14 protein-coding genes and 1 pseudogene are annotated in these 22427 nt (G+C 66.9%); 6 read left to right on the top strand and 9 right to left on the bottom strand.

Features of this window, described 5'->3' with window-relative positions; all coding sequences use genetic code 11:
* Positions 1-63: 63 nt before the first annotated feature.
* From RYM47_RS01530 to RYM47_RS01515, 4 genes are all read right to left on the bottom strand, one after another.
* Positions 64-2256, bottom strand: coding sequence for a TonB-dependent siderophore receptor (locus tag RYM47_RS01530; protein ID WP_315385614.1), 2193 nt, complete (start codon positions 2254-2256; stop codon positions 64-66).
* Between the two features lie 188 nt (positions 2257-2444).
* A complete protein-coding gene (mqo, locus tag RYM47_RS01525) occupies positions 2445-4208 on the bottom strand; it encodes a malate dehydrogenase (quinone) (RefSeq protein WP_315385613.1) in 1764 nt (587 codons plus the stop codon).
* A 156-nt stretch (positions 4209-4364) separates the two neighbouring features.
* Positions 4365-4988, bottom strand: coding sequence for a hypothetical protein (locus RYM47_RS01520; protein WP_315385612.1), 624 nt, complete (start codon positions 4986-4988; stop codon positions 4365-4367).
* Between the two features lie 20 nt (positions 4989-5008).
* Positions 5009-5914, bottom strand: a complete 906-nt coding sequence (locus tag RYM47_RS01515) for a LysR family transcriptional regulator ArgP (RefSeq protein WP_315385611.1) — start codon at positions 5912-5914, stop codon at positions 5009-5011.
* Between the two features lie 138 nt (positions 5915-6052).
* On the opposite strand from RYM47_RS01515, the gene RYM47_RS01510 reads away from it, so the two are divergent.
* The 3 genes from RYM47_RS01510 (at position 6053) to RYM47_RS01500 (ending at position 10822) form a co-directional block, all read left to right on the top strand.
* Positions 6053-6688: a LysE family transporter gene (locus tag RYM47_RS01510; RefSeq protein WP_315385609.1), complete on the top strand. Its 636-nt coding sequence runs from the start codon at positions 6053-6055 to the stop codon at positions 6686-6688.
* Positions 6689-6796: 108 nt separating this feature from the next.
* The gene (locus RYM47_RS01505) at positions 6797-8782 is read left to right on the top strand and encodes a prolyl oligopeptidase family serine peptidase (protein ID WP_315385608.1); all 1986 of its coding nucleotides are present in this window, start codon (positions 6797-6799) and stop codon (positions 8780-8782) included.
* A 90-nt stretch (positions 8783-8872) separates the two neighbouring features.
* Entirely contained in the window at positions 8873-10822 is a 1950-nt protein-coding gene (locus tag RYM47_RS01500) for a S9 family peptidase (protein ID WP_315385607.1), read from the top strand.
* A 38-nt stretch (positions 10823-10860) separates the two neighbouring features.
* On the opposite strand, the gene RYM47_RS01495 is transcribed toward RYM47_RS01500, so the two are convergent.
* Together RYM47_RS01495 and RYM47_RS01490 are read right to left on the bottom strand one after the other, a co-directional pair.
* Complete coding sequence (locus RYM47_RS01495; protein WP_315385605.1) at positions 10861-13536, bottom strand: hypothetical protein; 2676 nt, start codon at positions 13534-13536, stop codon at positions 10861-10863.
* A gap of 180 nt (positions 13537-13716) precedes the next feature.
* On the bottom strand, positions 13717-15471 hold the full coding sequence (locus RYM47_RS01490; protein WP_315385604.1) for an oligopeptide:H+ symporter: 1755 nt from the start codon (positions 15469-15471) through the stop codon (positions 13717-13719).
* A gap of 255 nt (positions 15472-15726) precedes the next feature.
* Here RYM47_RS01490 and RYM47_RS01485 point away from each other — a divergent pair, with 255 nt between their 5' ends.
* From RYM47_RS01485 to RYM47_RS01475, 3 genes are all read left to right on the top strand, one after another.
* On the top strand, positions 15727-17694 hold the full coding sequence (locus RYM47_RS01485; RefSeq protein WP_315385603.1) for an oligopeptide transporter, OPT family: 1968 nt from the start codon (positions 15727-15729) through the stop codon (positions 17692-17694).
* Positions 17695-17821: 127 nt separating this feature from the next.
* Positions 17822-19885, top strand: a complete 2064-nt coding sequence (locus RYM47_RS01480) for a S9 family peptidase (RefSeq protein WP_315385602.1) — start codon at positions 17822-17824, stop codon at positions 19883-19885.
* A gap of 10 nt (positions 19886-19895) precedes the next feature.
* A complete protein-coding gene (locus tag RYM47_RS01475; protein ID WP_315385601.1) occupies positions 19896-21131 on the top strand; it encodes a DUF819 family protein in 1236 nt (411 codons plus the stop codon).
* A gap of 53 nt (positions 21132-21184) precedes the next feature.
* Here the strand turns inward: RYM47_RS01475 and RYM47_RS01470 are convergent, their stop codons facing one another.
* The 3 genes and pseudogenes from RYM47_RS01470 to RYM47_RS01460 all read right to left on the bottom strand — a co-directional run.
* Positions 21185-21667 carry a hypothetical protein gene (locus RYM47_RS01470; RefSeq protein ID WP_315385600.1) on the bottom strand — a complete coding sequence of 161 codons (483 nt, stop codon included), beginning with the start codon at positions 21665-21667 and terminating at the stop codon, positions 21185-21187.
* 51 nt (positions 21668-21718) lie between these two features.
* A complete protein-coding gene (gene minE / locus RYM47_RS01465; RefSeq protein ID WP_070206828.1) occupies positions 21719-21976 on the bottom strand; it encodes a cell division topological specificity factor MinE in 258 nt (85 codons plus the stop codon).
* A gap of 2 nt (positions 21977-21978) precedes the next feature.
* Positions 21979-22427, bottom strand: a pseudogene (locus tag RYM47_RS01460) (septum site-determining protein MinD); the annotation flags it as partial.

Raw genomic sequence — 22427 nt, 5'->3', positions numbered from 1 at the left:
GGCCCTGTTCATTTTGAGTGGGGGGTAGAACCAGGCCCTGCCTGGCTGCCATGCCACATGGGATCAGAATTTCCAGCGCAGGCTGGCCGAAATGAAGCGCGGCTCGCCGTAGTTGTTGTAATCCAGGTTCGCCCAGTAGGTCTTGTCCAGCGCGTTGCGCACGTTGAGCGACGCGGTCCAGCTGTCGTTGATCGCGTAGTTGGCGTGCAGGTTCACCAGCATGTACGCCGGCTGCTTCACCGTGCGCGTGCCGCCCAGCGGGTAGGGGATGTTGTAACCCTCGACTTCGCTCTGCCAGGAGAAACCACCGCCCACGGTCAGCCGGTCCAGCACGCCGGGCAGGCGCACGCTGGTGTTGAGCTGCAGCAGGTCTTCCGGCGGGTTCGCGTACAGCATGTCGGTGGCGGCGCGGGTCACCTTGACGTGGGTGAAGCCGGCATTGACCGTCCAGCCCGGCATCACTTCGCCGTTGATGTCCATTTCCCAGCCGCGCGCCTTGGTGCCGTTCACACCGATGTAGGCCGAGCTGCCGTCGCTGAGGCTGCCGTCGGGCACGCTCATGTCGCGCACCGCGTAGTTGTCCTGCTTGGCTTCGAACACCGCCGCATTGGCGGTCAGGCGGCCGTCGAACCACTGGGTCTTCAGGCCGGCTTCGAGGTTGGAACCCTGCACCGGGGCCAGCAGGTTCTCGTTGCGGTCCTTGTAGTTCTGCGGGTTGAAGATCTCGGTGTAGCTGCCGTAGACCGAAACGTTCGGGTTGATGTCGTACACCAGGCCCACGTACGGGGTGACCTCATCGCTGACCTTGTACGCACCACTGGTGGCGGTATACGCACCGGCGGCGTTGTAGGCGCGGGTCAGGGTCTCCCACCGGCTCAGGCGCGCACCGGCGATCAGCGACAGCGGGTCGGCCAGGCGCAGGCGGGTGGCCAGGTAGAAGCCGCTCTGGGTGGTGTGGGCAACGCGACGCGCGCCGGTACGGCTGTAGGTGACTTCGGAAATGTCGCCGTTCCAGGTGTACACGTTCGGGATGTAGTAGCAGCGTTCGGTGCCGCAGCGTGCCCAGTCGGTCGGGTAACGCAGCGCGATGGTGTTGGTGGTGCCTTCGAGGTCGGACCACTGCGCGCCGACGGTGAGGTCGTGCTCGCGGCCGAACAGCGGGAAGGTACCGCTGAGGTAGGCGTCGACGTTGCGGCGGGTATCTTCGGAGTCGCCGGCGGCGGCGCGCAGGAAGATGCCGGCGCCGGTGGCCGGGTTCGGGTTGCCGGTGCCATACAGGCGCACGTTCTGCACGTTGCCGCGGGTGTAGGCGGTATTGATCTTCAGCAGCCAGTTCTCGCCGAAACGCTGCTCGAGGTTGGCGAAGGCGGTGCTGGTTTCGCGCTTCCAGTAGCTCCACTTCGGCGACAGGTTGGTTTCGCGCGGGAGGTGGGCGAAGTTGCCCTCGCTGTCGAAGAACGGCACGGTGCCCCAGGTGGAGCCGTACGGGTTGTTGTCCTGGGTCTGGTAGCCGACGGTGACGGTGGTGCTGTCGGTCAGGTCGCCTTCGAGGACGGCCATGCCGGCCATCTTGTTTTCGTCATAGCGGTCGTAATACAGCCCACGGTCGGTGTAGGCGGCGACCACTCGGCTGCGGAAGCGACCGTCGCTGGTGAGCGGTGCGTTGACGTCGGCTTCCATGCGGCGGAAGTCCCAGCTGCCGGCGCTGACCGCGAACGACGCGTCGAACTCCTTGCCCGGGCGCTTGCGCAGCAGGTTGACCGTGGCCGAGGGAATGCCGGCACCGCTGAGCAGGCCGTTGGCGCCGCGGATGACCTCGATGCGGTCGTAGAAGGCGGTGTCGTATTCCTGGTTGGTCGAGCCGCTGTAGGTGGGAATGCCGTCGACCTGGAAGTCGGTGATCGCAAAGCCACGTGCGTAGTACAGCGGGCGCTGGGTGTCGTAGAACGACACGCTGACGCCGGTGACGTTGCGCAGCACGTCATTGATGCTGAACAGCGCTTCGTCCTGGATGCGCTGCAGGCCGAGCACGGTGGAGGACTGCGGGGTTTCCTGCAGGCTGATCGGCAGGCGGGTCGTGCTGGATGGCGCACGCTGGGTGCTGACCACGTTCACCTTGTCCAGGGTCTTGGCATCGCTGGCGGCGTCAGCGGTCTCGGCCAGGGCCAACGGCGAGGCAAGCGAGAGGACGGCGAGGACGGCCAGGCCGAGCGGAGCGCGGCGGACGGGGCGGGACAGGGGCGAACGGAAGGACATGTGGGGGTCTCAGCGGCGGGAGGCGGTGCACAACGGGACGCAAATGTAAATCGTTCTCATTCGAATTACAATAATTTAACGTTGGCATACGTCCCCCGGGCAGCCGGGCAGGCAAAAAAAACCGGCCAGTGGCCGGTTTTTCTTCGTAGAGCGGGGCTCTGCCCCGCTGCTATCGCACATCTGCTGGCTTACAACGCCTGCATCTCTTCGTTGGCGTTGCGCTTTTCCTTCACCGGCGCGGCCGGGGGCGGGGTCAGCATCACCGCTGGGCTGGTTTCCACCGGCACGTCCAGGTAGGGCAGCTTCAGCGCCTCGCTGGTCTGGCGGCGCACTTCGTTGGTCAGCGCGGCGCTGTCATTGAGCTTGCGCCCATAGGACGGCACGATCTCGCGCAGTCGGGCTTCCCAGCCGGCGGCCATCTGCTCGGGGAAGGCCTTCTTGAGCAGGTCGAGCATGATCGGCGGCGAGGTCGACGCGCCCGGCGACGCGCCGAGCAGGGCGGCCAGGGTGTGGTCCTGGTCGGTGACGATCTCGGTGCCGAACTGCAGGACCGAACCCTTCTCCGGGTCGCGCTTGATGATCTGCACGCGCTGGCCGGCGGTCACCAGCTTCCAGTCTTCGCGCTTGGCGTTGGGGAAGTACTTGACCAGTTCGGCCTGGCGGTCGTCGTCGTTGAGGCGGGCCTGGCCCATCAGGTACTTGACCAGGTCCAGGTTCTCCATGCCGACGTCAAGCATGCCGGCGACGTTGTTGTGGTTGACCGAGGAGTACAGGTCGAACCAGGAGCCGTGCTTCAGGAACTTGGTGCTGTAGAGGGCGAACGGGCCGAACAGGACCACCGGCTTGCCGTCGAGCTTGCGCGCGTCCAGGTGTGGGACGGACATCGGCGGGGAGCCGGTTTCGGCCATGCCGTAGGCCTTGACGCTGTGGCGCCCGGCGATCTCCGGCGACTGGAAGGCGAGGAACTGGCCACCGACCGGGAAGCCGGCGTAGTTCTTCGATTCCGGAATGCCCGAGAGCTGCAGCAGCTTGAGCGCGGCACCACCGGCGCCGATGAAGACGAAGCGCGACTTGAGGGTGGACTCGGTACCGGCGTTGAGATCCTTGACGGTGACGTTCCAGGTCTTGTCGTCGTTCTGGCGCAGCGCACGCACTTCATGCTCGAGGTGCAGGCTGAAGTTGGGGTTGCGCTGCAGGCCGGCGGTGAGCTGGCGGGTGATGACGCCGAAGTTGACGTCGGTACCGAGCGGCATCCAGGTGGCGGCGATCTTCTGGTTGGGGTCGCGGCCTTCCATCATCAACGGGGCCCACGCCTTGATCTGGGCGGGGTCTTCGGAGTACTGCATGCCGTAGAACAGCGGGTTCTTGACCAACGCCTGCTGGCGCTTGTGCAGGTAGGCGATGTTCTCATCGCCCCACACGAAGCTCATGTGCGGGGTGGGGTTGATGAAGTCCGACGGCTGGCTGAGGCGGCCTTCCTTGACCTGGTGCGACCAGAACTGGCGCGAGATCTCGAACTGTTCGGCAATGCCGACCGCGCGCTTGGTCTCGATGCTGCCATCGGGCAGTTCCGGGGTGTAGTTCAGTTCGGCGAACGCCGAGTGGCCGGTACCGGCATTGTTCCAGCCGTCAGAACTTTCCAGGGCGACGCCGTCGAGGCGCTCGAACACCTGGATGTTCCAGTCCGGCTGCAGTTCCTGCAGGAAGGTGGCCAGGGTGATGCTCATGATGCCGCCGCCAACCAGCACGACGTCGACCGGCTTGTCGTTGCCGGCGGCCGGGACCGAGCGCTGGGTCAGCGGCCAGTACAGGAAGACGGCGGCGGCGATCAGCAGCAGGGCGAACAGGGCGAGGACGAGCTTCGCGAATTTCCTGCGACCGGCATGCTTGGCCGGGCGCCCTTCGGAACGCGGCGATGCGCCGTTCGAAGGCGTTCCAGACGATTTCGTCATGGGAATTCTCTTCAGTGGGGAGATGGGGGCAGGATGACGACGCCGCGCGGACGAAGCGTGAAGAAACAAGCACTTGAGCGCATCCAGACGTCGATTTTAGCCCTTTCCGGTACGAATTTGGTGCAACGCAGCATCCGGTCGCTGTGCCAAGCCCGGTCAGTCGGTTCCCATCGTGAAGTATTCAGCCAGGAAGTACCCGCTCTGGTAGAGCAGGGCGAATGCCGCGAGTCCCAGGTGCCAATGTCGTGATCGGCTCGCAATGCCGAGTCCTGCGATCACCAGCATGATTCCGGTGTGCAGCGGATAGGCCTCGCCCAGCATCTGCCAGCGGCTGTGGCCCTTGATCGCGGTGTCGCCCAGGTCGAGCAGGGTCACCAGCGCCAGCATGCCGAAAAAGCCGGCGCGCCGTTGCAGCAGGTACTGCTCGTAGCTGCCGTACTCGCGCAGGTCGTCGGGGAACAGCAGCACGCACAACATGTACCAGCTGGCGGCGTAGCCGATCACGAACAGGTACAGGCCGAAGGTCCATTCGCGCACGCTGGCGAGGCGGAACTCCCACCACCAGAAGGTCACCACCGACACCAGCGTCCACAGCACCCAGCACAGGTGGATGCCCGACCAGCCGCCGCGTCGGGCCGGATGCTCGATGACCGAGGCCAGACCTTTGACCAGCGTGGTGATGGACAGCCCGAGGATGATGCTGAGCACCACCCGGATATGCAGATAGACCGGATCCGATTCCATCGCCACGCCCCCGCCGGGAATGGCGTCAGCCTGCACGACGCCGTGTCACGGCATCGTCACCGCTTGCGCCGCACCAGCGTCGCCGACGCCGCCAGCACCGCCCTGGTCAGCAGCGCCATGGTCTGCACGTCGCCCTTCCAGTGCTGCCAGTACAGCGGCACGTCTTCCCACGCGCGCTGGCGCACGTAGACCAGGCGCCCGGCGTCCAGATGGCGCTTCACCAGCGGCAGGGGGTTCATGGTCCAGCCCATGCCGCCCAGGTTGGCCTGCACGAAGGCGCGGGTGGACGGAATCCACCAGGTCGGCGCGGTGCTGGGCAGGTCGTCGCCGGCCATGCGCCGGGCGAAGCGCGACTGCATTTCGTCCTTGCGGTTGAATACCAGCACCGGGGCCTGCGCCAGCGCCTGCGCGGTTACGCCCTTGGCGAAATGGCGCTCGCGGAACTCGGGGGTACAGGTCGCTGCGTAGCGGATGCTGCCCAGCGCGTGGATCTGGCAGCCCTGCACCGGCTCATCCAGGGTGGTCACCGCGCCCAGCACGGTGCCCTGGCGCAGTAGTTCGACGGTGTGGTCCTGGTCTTCCACGCGCAGGTCCAGCGTGGTGCCGGTGCTTTGCGCGAACTGCGAGGCGGCCTGCGGGAACCAGGTCTCCAGGCTGTCGTGGTTCACCGCCACCGGGATGCTTGCCTGGGGCAGGTCCTCGTCGGCCAGGCCCATACGGTGCAGGGCATCGTGTTCGAGCAGGGCGGTCTGCTCGGCCAGCTGCACCAGCACCTGGCCCTCGGCGGTGGCGGTGGCCGGAGTGCCGCGCATGACCAGCAGGCGGCCGACCCGGTCCTCCAGCGCCTTGACCCGCTGCGAGATGGCCGAGGGCGTGACATTCAACGACTGTGCGGCGCGGTCGAAGCTGCCTTCGCGGATCACCGCGGCCAGGGCGCGCAGCTGGGCATGGTCGATACGCATCGAATTAAGTTCCGCTAATGTTGGTTTAGGAAGTTTAGCTCGTCTTTTCCATGTTGCGGCGCGACAATGGCGCCCGTTCCGGTGCTGTCCGCCTTCGCGAGGCACCGTCCCCCCAAGCAAGTAAAGGCAGTGAATCCCATGTTCTCGGTCATCTCCGCCAGCACCGGCCTCGGTGCCTGGTTCTCTGGTGCAGCTACCGGCATCGGCCTGTTCGCCGTGGTCGGGGCCCAGAGCGCCTTCATCCTGCGCCAGGGCATCCTGCGCAAGCACATCGTGCCGGTGGTTGCCACCTGTGCGGCCATCGATGCGATCTTCATCTTCGCCAGCGTGGCCGGCCTGCGCACGCTCACGTCGGCACTGCCGTGGCTGACCACCGCCGTGCTGTGGACCGGCGTCGCGTTCCTGGCCTGGTACGCAATGAAGTCGGCACGCCGTGCGATCGCCGGTGGCGGTGGCATGGGCGAGGCTGACAGTGACGACGGCAGCCGCCGCGCGGTGCTGATGGCCGCGGTCGGCTTCTCGCTGATCAACCCGCACTTCTGGCTGGACATGATGGTGATCGGCTCGATCGCCGACAACTTCGGCAACGCGCGCATGGCCTTCGCCGCCGGCGTGGTCACCGCCAGCTGCCTGTGGCTGACCGCACAGGGCCTGGGCGCGCGCATGCTGGCGCCGTTGTTCACCAAGCCGAAAACCTGGCGGATCCTGGACGGCACCATCGCCGTGATCCTCTCAATCCTGGCCCTGAGCCTGGCGTTCCGCGGCGTGCATTGATCTCTCTCTCTCTCCGTCAATGCACGTCTAAATGGCACCGTTCGCGGTGCCATTTTCTTTTGTCTACACTCCCCCTTCACGGACAGGGTGTCCGGAGGGAGGGGAAGGATGAAGTACTCGAAGTGGGTGGCCCTGGCCGCCATGGCCCTGCTGTGCGGACCGGTCACCCAGGTGGCCGCGGCCGGGCTGGACCTGGAGCACTATCTCAAGCGGGATACGTTCACTGACATCCAGCTGTCGCCGGGGGGCGACTACTACGCCGCCACCGTGCCGATGGAGGACCGCACCGCGCTGGCGATCCTGAGCCGCGCCACCGGAAAGGTCACCGGCTCGTTCGTGCCCCCGGCCAACAACCACGCCACCGACTTCTACTGGGTCAGCGACAAGCGCGTGCTGGTCGGCCTGGCAGAGAAGTCGGGCAGCCTGGACACGCCGCGCCTGACCGGCGAGCTTTACGCCATGAACGCCAATGGGGGCGGCGGCGAACTGCTGGTCGGCTACCGCGTGGAAGGCAATGGCCCCGGCACCCGGATCCAGCCCAAGAAGGTCGAGGCGGTGGCCGCGTTCCTGATCGACTCGATGCCGCAGGACGAGCGCAACGTCCTGGTGGCCGTATGGCCGTTCTCCGATGACCCCTACACCCGCGTGGACCGGCTGGATGTCGCCACCGGTCGTCGCCAGACCGTTGCGCGCTCGCCGGTGCGGCGTGCGGATTTCACCAGCGACCCGAACGGCCAGATCCGGTTCGCGCACGGGGCCGGCGCCGACAACGTCAACAAGCTGTACTACCGCGATGCCATCGGTGACAGCTGGAAACTGGTCAACGATGAGGCCGACACGGGGCGGATTGAAACCGCAATGGGCTTCTCCGAAGATGCGAAGACGGCCTACCTGCGCGTGCAGCAGGCCGACGGTCCCGACGCCATCGTCAGCTGGGACCCGGCCACCGGCACCCGCACGCCGTTGCTTCGCGACCCGGTGGTTGACCCGGACCGCCTGATCTACCGGCCCGGCACCCGCGTGCCGGTCGGCGCGCTGTACTTCGGCGATACCCCGCGTACCCGCTTCTTCGACGAAACGTCGGCCGATGCCCGTCTGTACCGCAGCATGGAAGCCGCGTTTGGTGGCGATGCGGTGTTCATCAGTTCCAGCACCCGCGACGGTCGCCACGTGCTGGTCGAGGCATGGTCGGGGCGCAATCCGGGCGACTTCTACATCTTCGACACCGTGGAGAAGAAGGCCGAGCACCTGATCAGTCGCAGCGACTGGATCGACCCGGAAAAGAGTGCCAAGGTCCAGCCGTTCGCCTTCAAGGCGCGCGACGGCATGCAGCTGCATGGCTATCTGACCCTGCCGGCCTCCGCGGCGGGTGCCAAGCCGCCGATGGTGGTGATGCCGCACGGTGGCCCGTTCGGGGTGTTCGACGATGGCAATTACAACAGCGAAGCGCAGATGCTGGCCGGCGCCGGGTACACGGTGTTGCAGGTCAACTTCCGTGGATCCGGCAACTATGGCCGCGCCTATGAGCAGGGGGGCGCGAAGCAGTGGGGCGCGGCGATGCAGGACGACGTCACCGACGCCACCCGCTGGGCCATCGCGCAGGGTCACGCCGATGCCGGCAAGGTCTGCATCTACGGCGCCAGCTACGGCGCGTACGCAGCGATGATGGGAGCGGCACGCGAACCCGGGATGTACCGCTGCGCCGCCGGTTACGTGGGCGTATACGACCTGCCGATGATGCATACCAGCGGAGATGTCCAGCGCAGGGCTTCGGGCAGCAACTACCTGAAGGAATGGCTGGGCAACCCGAAGGACCTGGTCGAGGTCTCCCCGGTGAACATCGCAGACCGCATCAAGGTGCCGGTGTTCCTCGCCGCCGGTGGCGAAGACGAGCGTGCCCCCATCCAGCACACCAGGCGCATGGAAGCGGCACTGCAGAAGGCGGGCGTGCCGGTGGAGTCGCTCTACTACAGCACCGAAGGGCACGGCTTCTACACCGACCCGCACCGCCGCGAGTACTACGGCAAGCTGCTGGCATTCCTGTCGCGCAGCCTGGGGGGCAGCACCGCCGCCGCAGCGGCGGCGTCGCCCTGACCGGGGCGGCATGGCAGTAGGCAGGGCGGCACCTTCGGGTGCCGCTTTTCGAGCATGACCCGGCCGGGGGCCGGACCAAGGGGGGAAGGGATGCGCAAGACAACGATGGCGACGCTGCTGGGCGTCGCTGCGGCAGTGCTGTCGGCCAGCGCCGGCGCAGTGGATCTGGACCGGTTCCTGCGCGAGGACGCGTTCACCACGCTCAAGATTTCGCCGGACGGCACCTATGTGGCCGCCACCGTGCCGCTGGAAGATGCTACCGCCGTGGCGATCCTGCGCAGCGCGGACATGAGCCTGGTCGGCTCGTTCCGGCCACCGCCGAAGAACCATGCCGACACCTTCGACTGGGTGAGCGACCAGCGCGTGGTGATCGGCCTGGCGCAGAAGCTGGGCCGGCTCGACCGTCCGCAGCCGACCGGCGAGCTGTACGGCATCAATGCCGACGGCAGGGGCGGCGATCTGCTGGTGGGCTATCGGGTCGGCGGGTTCAACGAAAGCCAGATCTCGGCGTTTCTCACCGACGAGCTCGCAACGGACGACCGCAATGTGCTGATCGCAGTGTGGCCGTTCGCCGAGAACCCCTACACCCGGATCGAGCGCATGGATGCGGTGACCGGACGCCGACTGATCGTCGCGCGCTCGCCGGTGCAGCGCGCCAACTTCACTACCGACAACACCGGTGAAGTGCGTTTCGCGCACGGCGCCAGCTCCGACAACGTGCGCAAACTGTACTACCGCGCGCAGAAGGGCGACGACTGGGTGCTGATCAACGACGAATCGCTCAGCAACCGGCTTGAAATTCCGCTGGGGTTTTCCGCCGACGGCAGCCTCGCCTACCTGTGGGTGGAGCAGCCTGAAGGGCCGGATGCGATCCTGAGCTGGAATCCACAGACCAACGAACGGCGCATGCTGCTGCGCGATGAAACCGTGGACCCGGGCCGGGTGATCTACCAGCCCGGCACCCGCGTGCCGGTGGGCGCGCTGTACTTCGGCGACGAGCCGCGCGCGCGCTTCTTCGACGACACCACAAGCACCGCGCGCCTGTACCGCAGCCTGAAGGCCGCCCTGCGCAGCCCGGTCTACGTTACCTCCAGCACCCGCGACGGGCGCACCGTGCTGGTCCAGACCTGGTCGGGCAGCAACCCGGGCGACTTCTACCGCTATGACACGGTGGACAAGAAGGCGTCGCTGCTCGCCAGCCGCAACAGCTGGATAGACCCGTCGCGGAGCGCGCAGGTGCGCCCCATTGCCTTGACCGCACGCGACGGCCTGAAGCTGCACGGCTTCCTGACGGTGCCCAACGGCCGCCAGGCCAGCAGGTTGCCGCTGGTGGTGATGCCGCACGGTGGACCGATCGGCGTGTTCGATGACGGTGGCTACGAGCACGAAACCCAACTGCTGGCGGCAGCGGGTTATGCGGTGCTGCAGGTCAATTTCAGGGGATCGTCCAACTACGGGCGCGCACATACCGCAGCGGGCGCCCGGCAATGGGGGCTGCGGATGCAGGACGATGTGACCGACGCAACGCGCTGGGCCATCGCCGAAGGCATTGCCGACGAAAAGCGCATCTGTATCTACGGCGCCAGCTACGGCGCGTACGCGGCGATGATGGGCACGGTGCGCGAACCGGGGCTGTACCAGTGCGCAGCCGGTTACGTGGGCATCTACGACCTGCCGATGATGTACGAGCGCGGCGACATCCAGGACGATCGGTCGGGCGTGAATTACCTGCGCGAGTGGTTGGGGCCGGTGGAAGGGCTGGGAGCCCAGTCGCCGGTGAATCTGGCGGCACAGGTACGGGTTCCCGTGTTCCTGGCGGCCGGTGGCGAAGACAAGCGCGCGCCGATCCAGCACACAAAGAAGATGGAAGCCGCGCTTCGGCGTGCGGGCACGCCGGTGGAAAGCCTGTATTACAAGACCGAGGGGCACGGCTTCTACATGCCGGCGCACCAGCGCGAGTACTACACGAAACTGCTCGCGTTCCTGTCGCGCAGCCTGGGCGGGGAAACCGCCACAACGGCAACGCCCGCGCAACCGTGACCGGCTGCGCGGGCGCTTTACAGGTCATGCGATAGCGATCAGAACGCCATCTGCAGCTGCATCTGCGCCTGCACATCGGGGACCCCGAGCAGGCGCTCGGCCATGACCGCGCCGCCCAGGTTGGCGCGGCGGTAGCGGTAGTCCGCGCCCAGCATCACCCGGTAGTCGATGCCGGAGGGGGCCAGGCCGGGTACCGCGAAGGCATGGTCGCCTGCGCCGTGCAGCGTGGCGCTGCGCGCGCTGGCGCGATGCGCCGTGGACCCGTACAGGGCTGCGTCGCCACGCAGTGTCCAGCGGTGGCCCAGCCGGCCGCTCATCGCGCTGCCCAGTTCCAGCTGCATGCCGCTGCGGGTACCGGCACCTACCGACAGGCCCAGTGCGTCGGCACCCACTTCATGGAACGCGCCTTCGCGCGCATGGTAGGCCGACGCGCCGAACCGCGGCTGCCACTGCAGCCCCGCAGCCACCACCTCGGTGCTGAGCGTGCTGCCCAGCCGCACGCGCGACAGGGCACGCTGGCTGTGTGCGCGCATGCGCGTGCTGCCCCAGTGCAGCTGGCGCTGGCCGTCGGTCTGGTGCCATTCGTTGCCGAGCGTGTGCTGCAGGGTGAACGCACCCAGCGACTGGGCCATGCCGATCCCGGCAAAGCGCGACTGCGAGCGGGTCTGGCCGCCGTCGGTCGAGAAGTCCGAGCCGAGCAGGCCGGTGCTCAGCTGCAGCTGCCGGCCACCGCCCAGCGACATCGCCATCTGCATGCCGGTGCCTACGCCCTGCACGCCGAAATCGCTGGCCGAACCCGGGCCGAATGCCACCACGCGGTAACCGCTGGCCGGCGTGGCGCGGGCCAGGCTCGACCAGAACGCATCGCCGTTGGCGGTCAGGCGCAGGCCGGCCATGGCCAGGCCGGCGCCGGACAGCTGCTTGAGCGCGTGGTTGAACTCGGCGCCGCTGGCCACTTCCAGGCTGTGGTACAGCGCGTTGCTGGCGTAGCCTGCTTCCAGTGCAGCGGCAATGCCGTGGCCGCTGGCATCGGCCAGTTCGCGGTAGTCGTTGCGGGTCATTACCACGTCGACGTTGCCGGCGGCGTCGCGCTCGGCCTGGGCCTGCCAGACCACGGTGGCGCTGCGGATGTTCTGCTCGCCGCCGTCGGCGCCCGCGAACACCTTGTCCAGGCGGATCTGTGAGGCATCGGTACCGCGGGTGAAGCCGGTATCGACGTGGACGTCGGACAGTTCGCCGCCTTCATGCAGCACCATCTGCCCGGCGCTGCCATCCGCATTGGTGCCCACGGTGTAGCCGCTGATGCCGCGCGGCGCCTGCCAGCCCAGGTCCGGAGCAGGGCGGTCGGCGTCCTGGGTGGGCAGGTCGGCGTGGACGCCGCTGCCAGCGCCGAACACGTTGACCTGGCCGTTGTTGATCAGGCGGCCGCCGCCGCTCGGGCCCATGCGGAAGGCGTGCGAGTGGTCGGCATGGATGTTGATCACGCCGCCGCGGCGGTTGTTGAGCGTGGCCGAGCCGTCGGACTGCATCGCGACCATGTTCTGGCCATTCTGGCCGCCGGCCACGCCCAGGTTGATCACGCCGTCGTTGATCAGGGTGGCGCCGCGCGCGCCGGACATCGCCACCGCGCCGTCGCCGGTGACGGTGAGGGTGCCCTGGTTGAGCAGGGTGGCGTGGCTGCCTTCGGCATGCATTGCCGACTGGTTGCGCGCGTTGCTGGTGATCCGTCCACCGACGCGGTTGACGCCGCTGCTGGCGTGGCTGTCGGCGACCAGGGACAGCACGCGGGCGTTGCCGTCCAGCGTGATCTGGCCATGGTTGTCGAAGGCCTTGATCGGATCACGCTCGTTGCCCACCCGCGCAGTCACCGCATGCACCAATGCGCCCTGGTTGAGCGTGCCACGCGCGGTGACGGTGCCATGGTTGTCGAACTCCGCCATGCCGCCCAGCGCGAAGCCGCCGCCGTCGACGACCAGGCTGGCGTTGCGGCGGCGCTCGCCGTTGTCGAATTCGCTTTCACCGGTCAGGGTCACCACGGTGTCGCGCAGCTCCATGCTGCCCAGGTTTTCGATATCCGAGTCGCCATCGACGCGGATGCTGGCGCCCTGCGCGATCAGCGTACCGTGGTTTTCCAGACTGCCGTCGCGCTGCAGGTGCAGCTGCCCCTGCAGTTCCAGCCGTCCATGGTTGTCCAGCTCGCCGTCGTTCTCCAGCAGCAGGCGCGCGGCCTGGCCGATGCGCAGGGTGCCGGTGTTGCGCAGCTCGCCGTCGTTGCGCACCGCCAGGGTGCCGGCGCTGATGTGCAGGGTGCCTTCGTTGCGTGCGTTGCCGACCACGCGGGTTTCCACGTTGCGGTCCCAGGTGACGTCGCTGCCGGGTGCCGCCAGGTGCTGGTTGCCGCCGTACTGGCCGCCTTCGCTCCCGGGTGGCAGGCCGCCACCGCCGCCCCCACCGCCGCCGCCATCGCTACCCCCGCCACCGCCACCGCCGGCTGCCGCAGCAGCGCCGCCGGCCAGGGCCAGCCCTCCCAGCAACCACGCGCTCATGCCGCGCGATTCGCCTTCACTGTCCTCGCTGTCGTCGCACTGAAGGTGGTCGGGCGTGGTCTCGCAGTCGACGTCCTCGTCGGCGTAGGCGGGGGCGACAAGGGAACTGCACAGGGCAAGTGCGACAAAGACGGCCAACGGCCGACGGGTGGGAACAGCGGGGGACATTGGAAACTCCATGGACGCATCGGGAAAGACGTGCAGCTGCGTCGGGCAGGTCTGCACGTGGGAGCGCCATGGTGGTCAGCCGCGGTGTGGCTGTATCTACAACTTGTTTCAACGCCCAGGAACTGTGACTGGGTCGGATGGTGTTAAGAACTGTTTATGTGCAGGGGTGCGTCACCCGTGTCACTTCACCCCGTGCATCATCCGCTTCAACACCGGCGACCCCGCCAGTGCCACGGCGGCGCACCCCAGTCCGATCCACATCAGCAGCCAGAACAGGTGTTCGTAGCTGGCGGCGGCGCTGGCGATGTTCATGGTTTCGCCTTCGGGCACTTCGATCGCGGCGAGCTTGCCGAACAACGCGGCCAACGTTTCGGAGAACGCGGTGGCCAGGAACCAGGTGCCCATCATCAGGCTGACCACGCGCGGTGCGGCCAGCTGGGTGACCGCTGACAGACCCACCGGCGACAGGCACATCTCGCCGATCTCCAGCACCAGGTACGCCAGCACGAGCCACCACACACTGGCCATCTGCCCGGTGGCACCGACCTGCTGCGCGGCCAACGCCAACGGAATGAAGGAAAGCGCACCGAACACCAGGCCCAGTGACGATTTGACCGGCTTGGAAGGATCCAGGCGGCGCTTGTCCAGCCACGCCCACAGCGTGGCGAACAACGGTGCCAGCACCACCAGGAACAGGCCGCCCAGGTAGGTCAGCGAACCGGCGGTCTGCGGAATCACCAGGCAGTCGCGGATCAGCATCACCAACATCAACGCGACGATGGCGATGAACAGATTGCGCGGCGCGGTCGAGCCGGGGTTGCGCTCGGACAGGCGCGCGGCCACCACGAAGCCGAGCGGGGCCAGCAGCAGCGAGGCGATCGACCACGGCAGCGGCGTGCCGCCCTGGATCACCAGTGCGGGCACCAGGTCCTTGGTCAGCATGCGGTCGGTGAAGGTCACCCAGGAGCCGTAGGTCTGCTCGTACAGGGTGAAGAACACCAGTGCCATGAAGATCAGGGCCATCAGCGCGATCATCTGCTGGCGCTGCACCGGCGTGCAGCGGGTGCCGGTGAACCAGGCGAACCAGACCAGCACCGCGCCGAGCACGACGATCATCAGCATCAGTGCCAGGCTGATTTCGCCACCGAGCGCGAAGGCGCCGTTGGCCGCGGCCCACATCAGGGCGGCCACGGGCACCACGCCGAGCACGGCGGCAACGTAGATCAGCCATTCGCGGCGCAGGCCGAACACCGGCTTGCGCAGCGCCACCGGGTCGGTAGGTTCGGCATGGCCCTGCAGGTACTTCTGGCCCCACAGGAACATCACCAGGCCGACCACCATGCCGATGCCGGCGGCGCCGAAGCCATACTTCCAGCCATAGGCTTCGCCAAGGAAGCCGCATACCAGCGAAGCGAACAGGGCGCCCAGGTTGATGCCGGCGTAGAACAGCGAAAAGCCCGAATCGCGGCGGGGATCGTTTTCAGGGTAGAGCTTGCCGACGATGGTGGAGATGTTCGGCTTGAGGAAGCCCACGCCCATGATGATCAGCGCGAGCGACAGGTAGGTCACCCCCAGCGCTGCGGTGTCGCGCACCACTTCGCCGTTGACGCGCGTGGCGGCGTGGCCTTCGAAGGCCATGCCCAGGTGTCCCAGTACCAGCAGCACGCCACCGAACACCACGGCCTTGCGCATGCCCAGCCAGCGGTCGGCGAGCAGGCCACCGAACACGGGGATGCAATAGACCAGGCCGCCATACGCGCCGAGCAGGTCGAGCCCGGCCTTGTCGCCGAACAGGTGGTACTTGGTCAGGTACAACAGCAGCAGCGCCTTCATGCCGTAGAAGGAGAAGCGCTCCCACATTTCGGTGAAGAAGCAGACATAGACGCCCTTGGGATGGCCCAGGAAATCGTCGGAAGCAGGAGCGGCAACGGTCATCGACGGCGGGGACAGCGGAAAGGGCGCGATTATAGAAGGGGATGGGCCGGATCACGGCGCTTATGACAAATGCGACTTAATCCCCTCCGTCCCCTTTTTGCGGCAGGTGTTGCCGGGCCTTGCCGGATCGGTCGGTTGGCGTTGCCGAGCGGGTCGGGGAGGGCGTTGGGCCATGTCCGGCGGTGACCATGCGCACTGGACTTGCCGCCCCCTGAACGCTAGCGTGATCGGGATTTTTTGCCAGCAGGGGCTTCCATGAACCACGACGCTGCGCCCAAGCAGCTCACCTTCCGCGCAGTGGCCCTGGCCATCGTGCTGGCGGTGGTGCTGTCGGCCGCAAACGCCTACCTCGGTCTGTTCGCAGGCCTGACCATCGCCACCGCCATTCCCGCCGCGGTGATTTCCATGGGCGTGCTGCGCCTGCTGGGCGGTGGCTCCATCCTCGAGAACAACATCGTGCAGACCGGCGCCTCGGCCGGCTCGTCAATCGCCGCCGGTGTGATCTTCACCATCCCGGCGTTGGTGATCATGGGCTACTGGCCGGACTTCAAGTACTGGTGGGTGCTGGGCATCGCCGGCCTTGGCGGCCTGCTGGGCGTTCTGTTCTCGGTGCCGCTGCGCCGTTCGATGATCGTCGAAGACCCGCTTCCGTTCCCGGAAGGCAAGGCTGCGGCCGAAGTGCTCAAGGCCGGTGAGAACCCGGGCCCGGGCCTGAAGATCCTCGGCCTGTCGGCGGTGATCGGTGCCTTCGTCAAGCTGGCCGCGGAAAGCGGCATGCGCCTGATTCCCGATGCCTGGGCCACCTCGGCCTACGTCGGCAGCTCCAAGGTTACCGCCTTCATCGGCACCAACCTGTCGCCGGCACTGCTGGGCGTGGGCTACATCGTCGGCCTCAACGTCGGCATCGTGGTGGTGTCCGGCTCGATCCTGACCTGGCACATCGCCATCCCGATCTACCAGGCGTTCTTCATGAACACCGATCCGGCACTGGCCGCGTCGGTCGCCACCGCTTCGTCCACCGAAGCCGCGTTTGCCATCTGGGGCGCGAAGATGCGCTACCTGGGTGTCGGCGCGATGCTGATCGGCGGCATCTGGACCCTGATCTCGCTGCGCAAGTCGCTGCTCAACGGCGTCAAGAGCGGCTTTGCCGCCGCCCGCAAGAGCGGTGGCCCGGTGCTGGCGCACACCGAGCGCGACCTGCCGATGAAGTGGATGCTGGTGGCCCTGGTGGTCTTCGTGCTGCCGCTGCTGGCCCTGTACCAGGCCATCGTCGGCCAGTGGCACGTGTCGATCCCGATGACCCTCATCATGATCGTCGCCGGCTTCCTGTTCGTGTCGGTCTCGGCCTACCTGGCCGGCCTGATCGGTTCGTCCAACAACCCGGTCTCGGGCATCACCATCTCCACCATCCTGTTCGCCTCGGCCGTGCTGGTCGTGCTGCTGGGCGCCGATGGCCTCAAGCCGGTCGGTGCCGGCGGTGCGCCGCTGGGTGCGGTGGCTGCGATCATGATCGGCGCGGTGGTGTGCTGTGCTGCGGCGGTCGGCGGTGACAACCTGCAGGACCTCAAGGCCGGCTACATCGTCGGCGCCACCCCGTGGAAGCAGCAGTTGATGCTGGGCATCGGTGCGTTCTCGTGCGCACTGATCATGGCCCCGGTGCTGAACCTGCTGGCTACCGCCTACGGCATCGGCGTGAAGTCCGAGCTGCACCCGAACGCGCTGGCTGCACCGCAGGCCAACCTGATGGCCTCGGTGGCCAAGGGCCTGTTCGGTGGCGAACTGCCGTGGACCTTCATCGGCATCGGTGCCGTGGTCGGCGCCGCCATCATCGCCTTCGACAGCTGGTTGAAGTCGCGCAACGCACGCTTCCGCGTGCCGGTGCTGGCCGCCGCCATCGGTATCTACCTGCCGCTGGAACTGATGGTGCCGATCTTCCTGGGCGGCCTGATCTCCTACCTGGTCGAGCGCTTCCACAAGGTCCGTGCCGACGACGAAGAAGGCCGCGACCGCGTGCACAAGCCGGGCGTGCTGTTCGCCGCCGGCCTGATCACCGGCGAGGCGCTGATGGGGATCGCCATTGCGGTTCCGATCGTGGCCAGTGGCCGCGCCGACGTGCTGGCAGTGCCGTTCAGCCTGCCGGCCGCGCAGTGGATCGGCCTGGCCGTGCTGTTCCTGGTGGGTTGGCTGATCTACCGGACCGGCAAAAAAGCCCATTCGGTCTGATCTGACCCCCGATTGAACCCCACAAACCCCGCTCCGGCGGGGTTTGTTTTGCCCATTACCTGTGGCCTTTGCACCCCGGGCATTTGCGCCATTACCATCGGCGTTTTGCCGTTCCGCGGAGAACCCGATGAAGCTTCGTTACGCCCTGTTGCCGTTGTGCCTGCTGACCGCGCTGCCGTCGCTGGCCGCTACGCGTGGCCTGGATGTGCGCGACATGATCGCGCTGGATCGGGTTTCGGCCCCGCTGCTGACCGCCGATGGCGGCAACGTGGTGTTCGCCAAGCGCGTGATGGGCAGCGACAGCAAGGCCAGCACCGGCCTGTTCATCCGCAACCTGCGCACCCGCGATGCGGCGCCGCCGAAGCCGCTGACCCCGGCCGGCTGGAACGTCAATTCGGCCGCCCTCTCGGCCGACGGCCAGACCGTGTACTTCCTCAGCGCCAAGGGCGGCAGCCAGCAGCTGTACGCCATGCCGCTGGCCGGTGGCGCCCCGCGCCAGCTGACCGACTTCGCGGTGGACGTGGACAGCTTCCAGATCGCGCCGCAGGGCGACCGCGTGGCGTTCAGCGCCGGCGTGTTCCAGGACTGCGGTTCGGACCTGGCCTGCACCAGCAAGAAGCTCGACGCGCACAAGGCGCGCAAGAATTCCGGCGAGGTGTTCGACAGCCTGTTCGTGCGCCATTGGGACACCTGGAACGACGGCCGCCGCAACACCCTGTTCGTGGCCCCGCTGCCGACCGGCAAGGCGGCCGCGGTGAAGGGCGCCTCTGCGATCAGCGCCACCCTGGCCGGCGATGCGCCGTCCAAGCCGTTCGGCGGCAATGACGATTTCACCTGGGCGCCGGACGGCAAGTCCGTCGTGGCCAGCATCCGCGTGGCCGGCCGCGAAGAGGCCTGGTCGACCAACTTCGACCTGTACCGCCTGGACGCCGACGGCAAGCAGGCGCCGGTCAACCTGACCGCCGCCAACCCGGCGTGGGACGCCGGCCCGGTGTTCAGTGCAGACGGCAACACCCTGTACTACCGCGCCATGAAGCGCCCGGGCTTCGAAGCCGACCGCTTCGGCGTGATGGCGATGGACCTGGCCTCGGGCAAGACCCGCGAGATCGCGCCGGGCTGGGACCGTTCGGCCGGTGAGGTGGTGCTGTCCGAAGATGGCAAGAGCTTCTACACCGCGGCCGATGACCTGGGCGAACACCGCCTGTTCAACATCGACATCGCTTCCGGCAAGGCCACCGTGGTGGCCGAGGGCGGCAGCATTGGTTCGCCGGTGATCGCTGGAGGCACGCTGGCGTACACGAAGAACAGCCTCAAGAGCGGCGACCAGATCGTGGTGGCCGGCGTCGACGGCAGCAGCCCGCGCGAGATCACCCCGAGCGCCGGCCAGATGCTCCCGGACGTGGCCTTCGGCGACTACGAGCAGTTCCAGTTCAAGGGCTGGAACAACGAAACCGTGCACGGTTACGTGGTCAAGCCGTACAACTACCAGGAAGGCAAGAGCTACCCGGTGGCGTTCCTGATCCACGGTGGCCCGCAGGGCAGCTTCGGCAACGGCTGGAGCTACCGCTGGAACCCGCAGACCTACGCGGGCCAGGGCTACGCGGTGGTGATGATCGATTTCCACGGTTCCACCGGCTATGGCCAGGCCTTCACCGATGCGATCAGCCAGCACTGGGGCGACCGCCCGCTGGAAGACCTGCAGAAGGGCTGGGCAGCCGCGCAGAAGCAGTACCCGTTCCTCAACGGCGACAAGGCCTGTGCGCTGGGCGCGAGCTACGGCGGCTTCATGGTCAACTGGATCGCCGGCAACTGGAACGAGCCGTGGAAGTGCCTGGTCAACCATGACGGCGTGTTCGACCAGCGCATGATGGGTTACGCCACCGAAGAGCTGTGGTTCACCGAGTGGGAGCAGGGCGGCACGCCGTTCGCCAAGCCGGAGAACTACGAGCGCTTCAACCCGGTCAACCACGTCGCCGACTGGAAGAAGCCGATCCTGATCATCCACGGCCAGCTCGACTTCCGCATTCCGGTCGAACAGGGCCTGGGCGCGTTCACCGCCGCGCAGCGCCAGGGCATCGAGTCCAAGTTCCTGTATTTCCCGGACGAAAACCACTGGGTGCTGAAGCCGCAGAACAGCGTGCAGTGGCATGACACGGTGAACGGCTGGCTGAAGCAGCACATCGGCGAATAAGGACCTCCGCATGCCCCTGATCCAGAACGACATCGTCGTCTTCGGTTTGATCGCCGCCACCCTCGGCGCCGTGTTCTGGACCGCCTCGCGTGAGCAGGGGCTGTGGAAGCGTTTCTACACCTTCGTGCCGGCGCTGCTGCTGTGCTACATGATTCCCGGCGTCTACAACACGATCGGGCTCATCGACGGGCAGAACACCCGCCTGTACAACCCCATCGCGCGTGACATCCTGCTGCCCGCCGCACTGGTCCTGTTGACCCTGGCGGTGGACATCAAAGGCATCCTGCGACTCGGGCCCAAGCTGATCGTGATGTATCTGGGCGCCTCGCTCAGCATCATGATCGGTGCGGTGGTGGCCTTCATGCTGATGAAGTGGGTGCACCCGGAGACCGTGGCCGGCGATACCTGGTCGGGCATGGCGGCGCTGGCCGGCAGCTGGATCGGCGGCGGCGCCAACATGCTGGCGATGCGCGAAGTGTTCGACGTCAACGCGACCACCTTCGGCCAGTTCGCGGTGGTCGACGTGGGCGTGGGCTATGTATGGATGGCGGTGCTGATCTTCATGGCCGGGCGCGCGGCGAAGATCGACGCGCGCACCGGGGCCGATACGTCGGCCATCGACGAGCTGAAGTTGCGTATCGAGAAGTTCCAGGCCGAACACGAGCGCGTGGCCAGCCTGACCGACCTGATGCTGATCATTGCGGTGGCGTTCGGCACCGTGGGTCTGTCGCATGCGATTGCAGGGCCGGTTTCGGCCTGGTTCAAGGGGCACGTGGCCTGGGCGTCGCAGTTCAGCCTGGACGCGCCGTTTGTGTGGGTGGTGGTGATCTCCACGACCTGTGGCCTGGCGTTGAGTTTCACCCGGGCGCGCAACCTGGAAGGGGCGGGCGCCTCCAAGCTGGGCTCGCTGCTGCTGTATTTCCTGATCGCCTGCATCGGCATGCAGATGGACCTGCTGGCGCTGCTGGAACGTCCGTGGCTGTTCGCGCTGGGCCTGATCTGGATCGCGGTGCACATCGCGCTGCTGCTGGCATTGGCGATGGCGTTGAAGGTGCCGTTCTTCTATTTCGCGATCGGGTCGCAGTCGAACATTGGTGGACCCGCGTCGGCACCGGTGGTGGCGGCGGCGTTCCATCCGTCGCTGGCGCCGGTGGGGGTGCTGCTGGGGACCATGGGCTATGCGACCGGGACGTACCTGGCGTACATCGTGGGCATCACGTTGCGGGCGTTGGCCGGAGCGGGGTGATTCGCCGAAGCGTAGCGACACGCCATGCGTGTCCCGCGCGGTGCCTGATCGTTCTAGGCGTCCAACAGCCCACGTTCAACCAGCCACGCCTTGGCATCTTCAGCGTCCTGCTCAAACCACGCCTGGGTCGACCCCAACCGATACGTGTACCCCCACGCATCCATGTCGGCCATCAACTGTGCGCTGCCCACGCCTGGCAGCTGCCCGGCCAGCACGATCTGCAGGTAACAGGTGGCGTCTTCTTCCGGCACCGAATCGGTGGCGTCGGTGTGGACCAGCGCACGCCGCTCCGGCGGCAATACGATCAGGTGGCAGGCTTCGTGCAGCATCGAGTGCACGGGGGTGTCGTTGCGCACGTACACATCGCTGGCGATGATGCCCGCCTCGGGCTCGCCCCAGTAACTGCCCGGAATCGGCGCGCCGTCGGCCACGCGGTGCAGCTGCAGCGCATGCCGGCCCAGCAACGCCACGGCGTCGTTGAAATCGATGTCGCCCACGCGGGTGACCTGCGGTTCTGCTTCGGCGGTGGCGGTCATGGCGTGGGCGTCGTGCGCCCCTTCCCGGCAGGGAAGGGGCCCTGGGATGAATTACTGCTGCGGGCCTTCCGGCAGGGCCACGGAAATGTCCAGCACGTCGTGCTCACCGTCCTTGACCAGGTCGACCTTGACCGCGTCGGCGTCGATGTTCACGTACTTCTTGATCACTTCCAGCAGCTCGCGCTGCAGCAGCGGCAGGTAATCCGGGCCGCCACGGTGGCTGCGTTCCTGCGCGATGATGATCTGCAGGCGGTTCTTGGCCGTTTCGGCGGTGGTCTTCTTGGTCTTGAGGAAATCGAACAGGCCCATGCTTACCCTCCGAACAGCTTGCTGAAGAAGCCCTTCTTCTCCACCGAGGTGAAGCGCATCGGGCGCTCTTCGCCGAGGATGCGGGCGACCGCATCACCGTAGGCCTGGCCAGCGGCCGATTCCGGATCCAGGATCACCGGCTCGCCCTTGTTGGAGGCGTTCAGCACGTCGCCCGATTCCGGGATCACGCCGATCGCCTTCAGCCCAAGCACTTCTTCCACGTCGGTGATGCTGAGCATCTCGCCGGTTTCCACCCGGGCCGGGCTGTAACGGGTCAGCAGCAGGAAGGCCGGCACGTTCTGGCCGGACTCGGCCTTGTGGGTCTTCGAATCGAGCAGGCCGATGATGCGGTCCGAGTCGCGCACCGAGGACACTTCCGGGTTCACCACCACCACCGCGCGGTCGGCGAAGTACATCGCCAGGAAGGCGCCCTTCTCGATGCCGGCCGGGG

Source organism: uncultured Stenotrophomonas sp., from assembly GCF_963519125.1.
GTDB lineage: Bacteria > Pseudomonadota > Gammaproteobacteria > Xanthomonadales > Xanthomonadaceae > Stenotrophomonas.
Note: the sequence above shows the minus strand (reverse complement) of the source record. Positions and strands in the feature narration are given on the sequence as shown.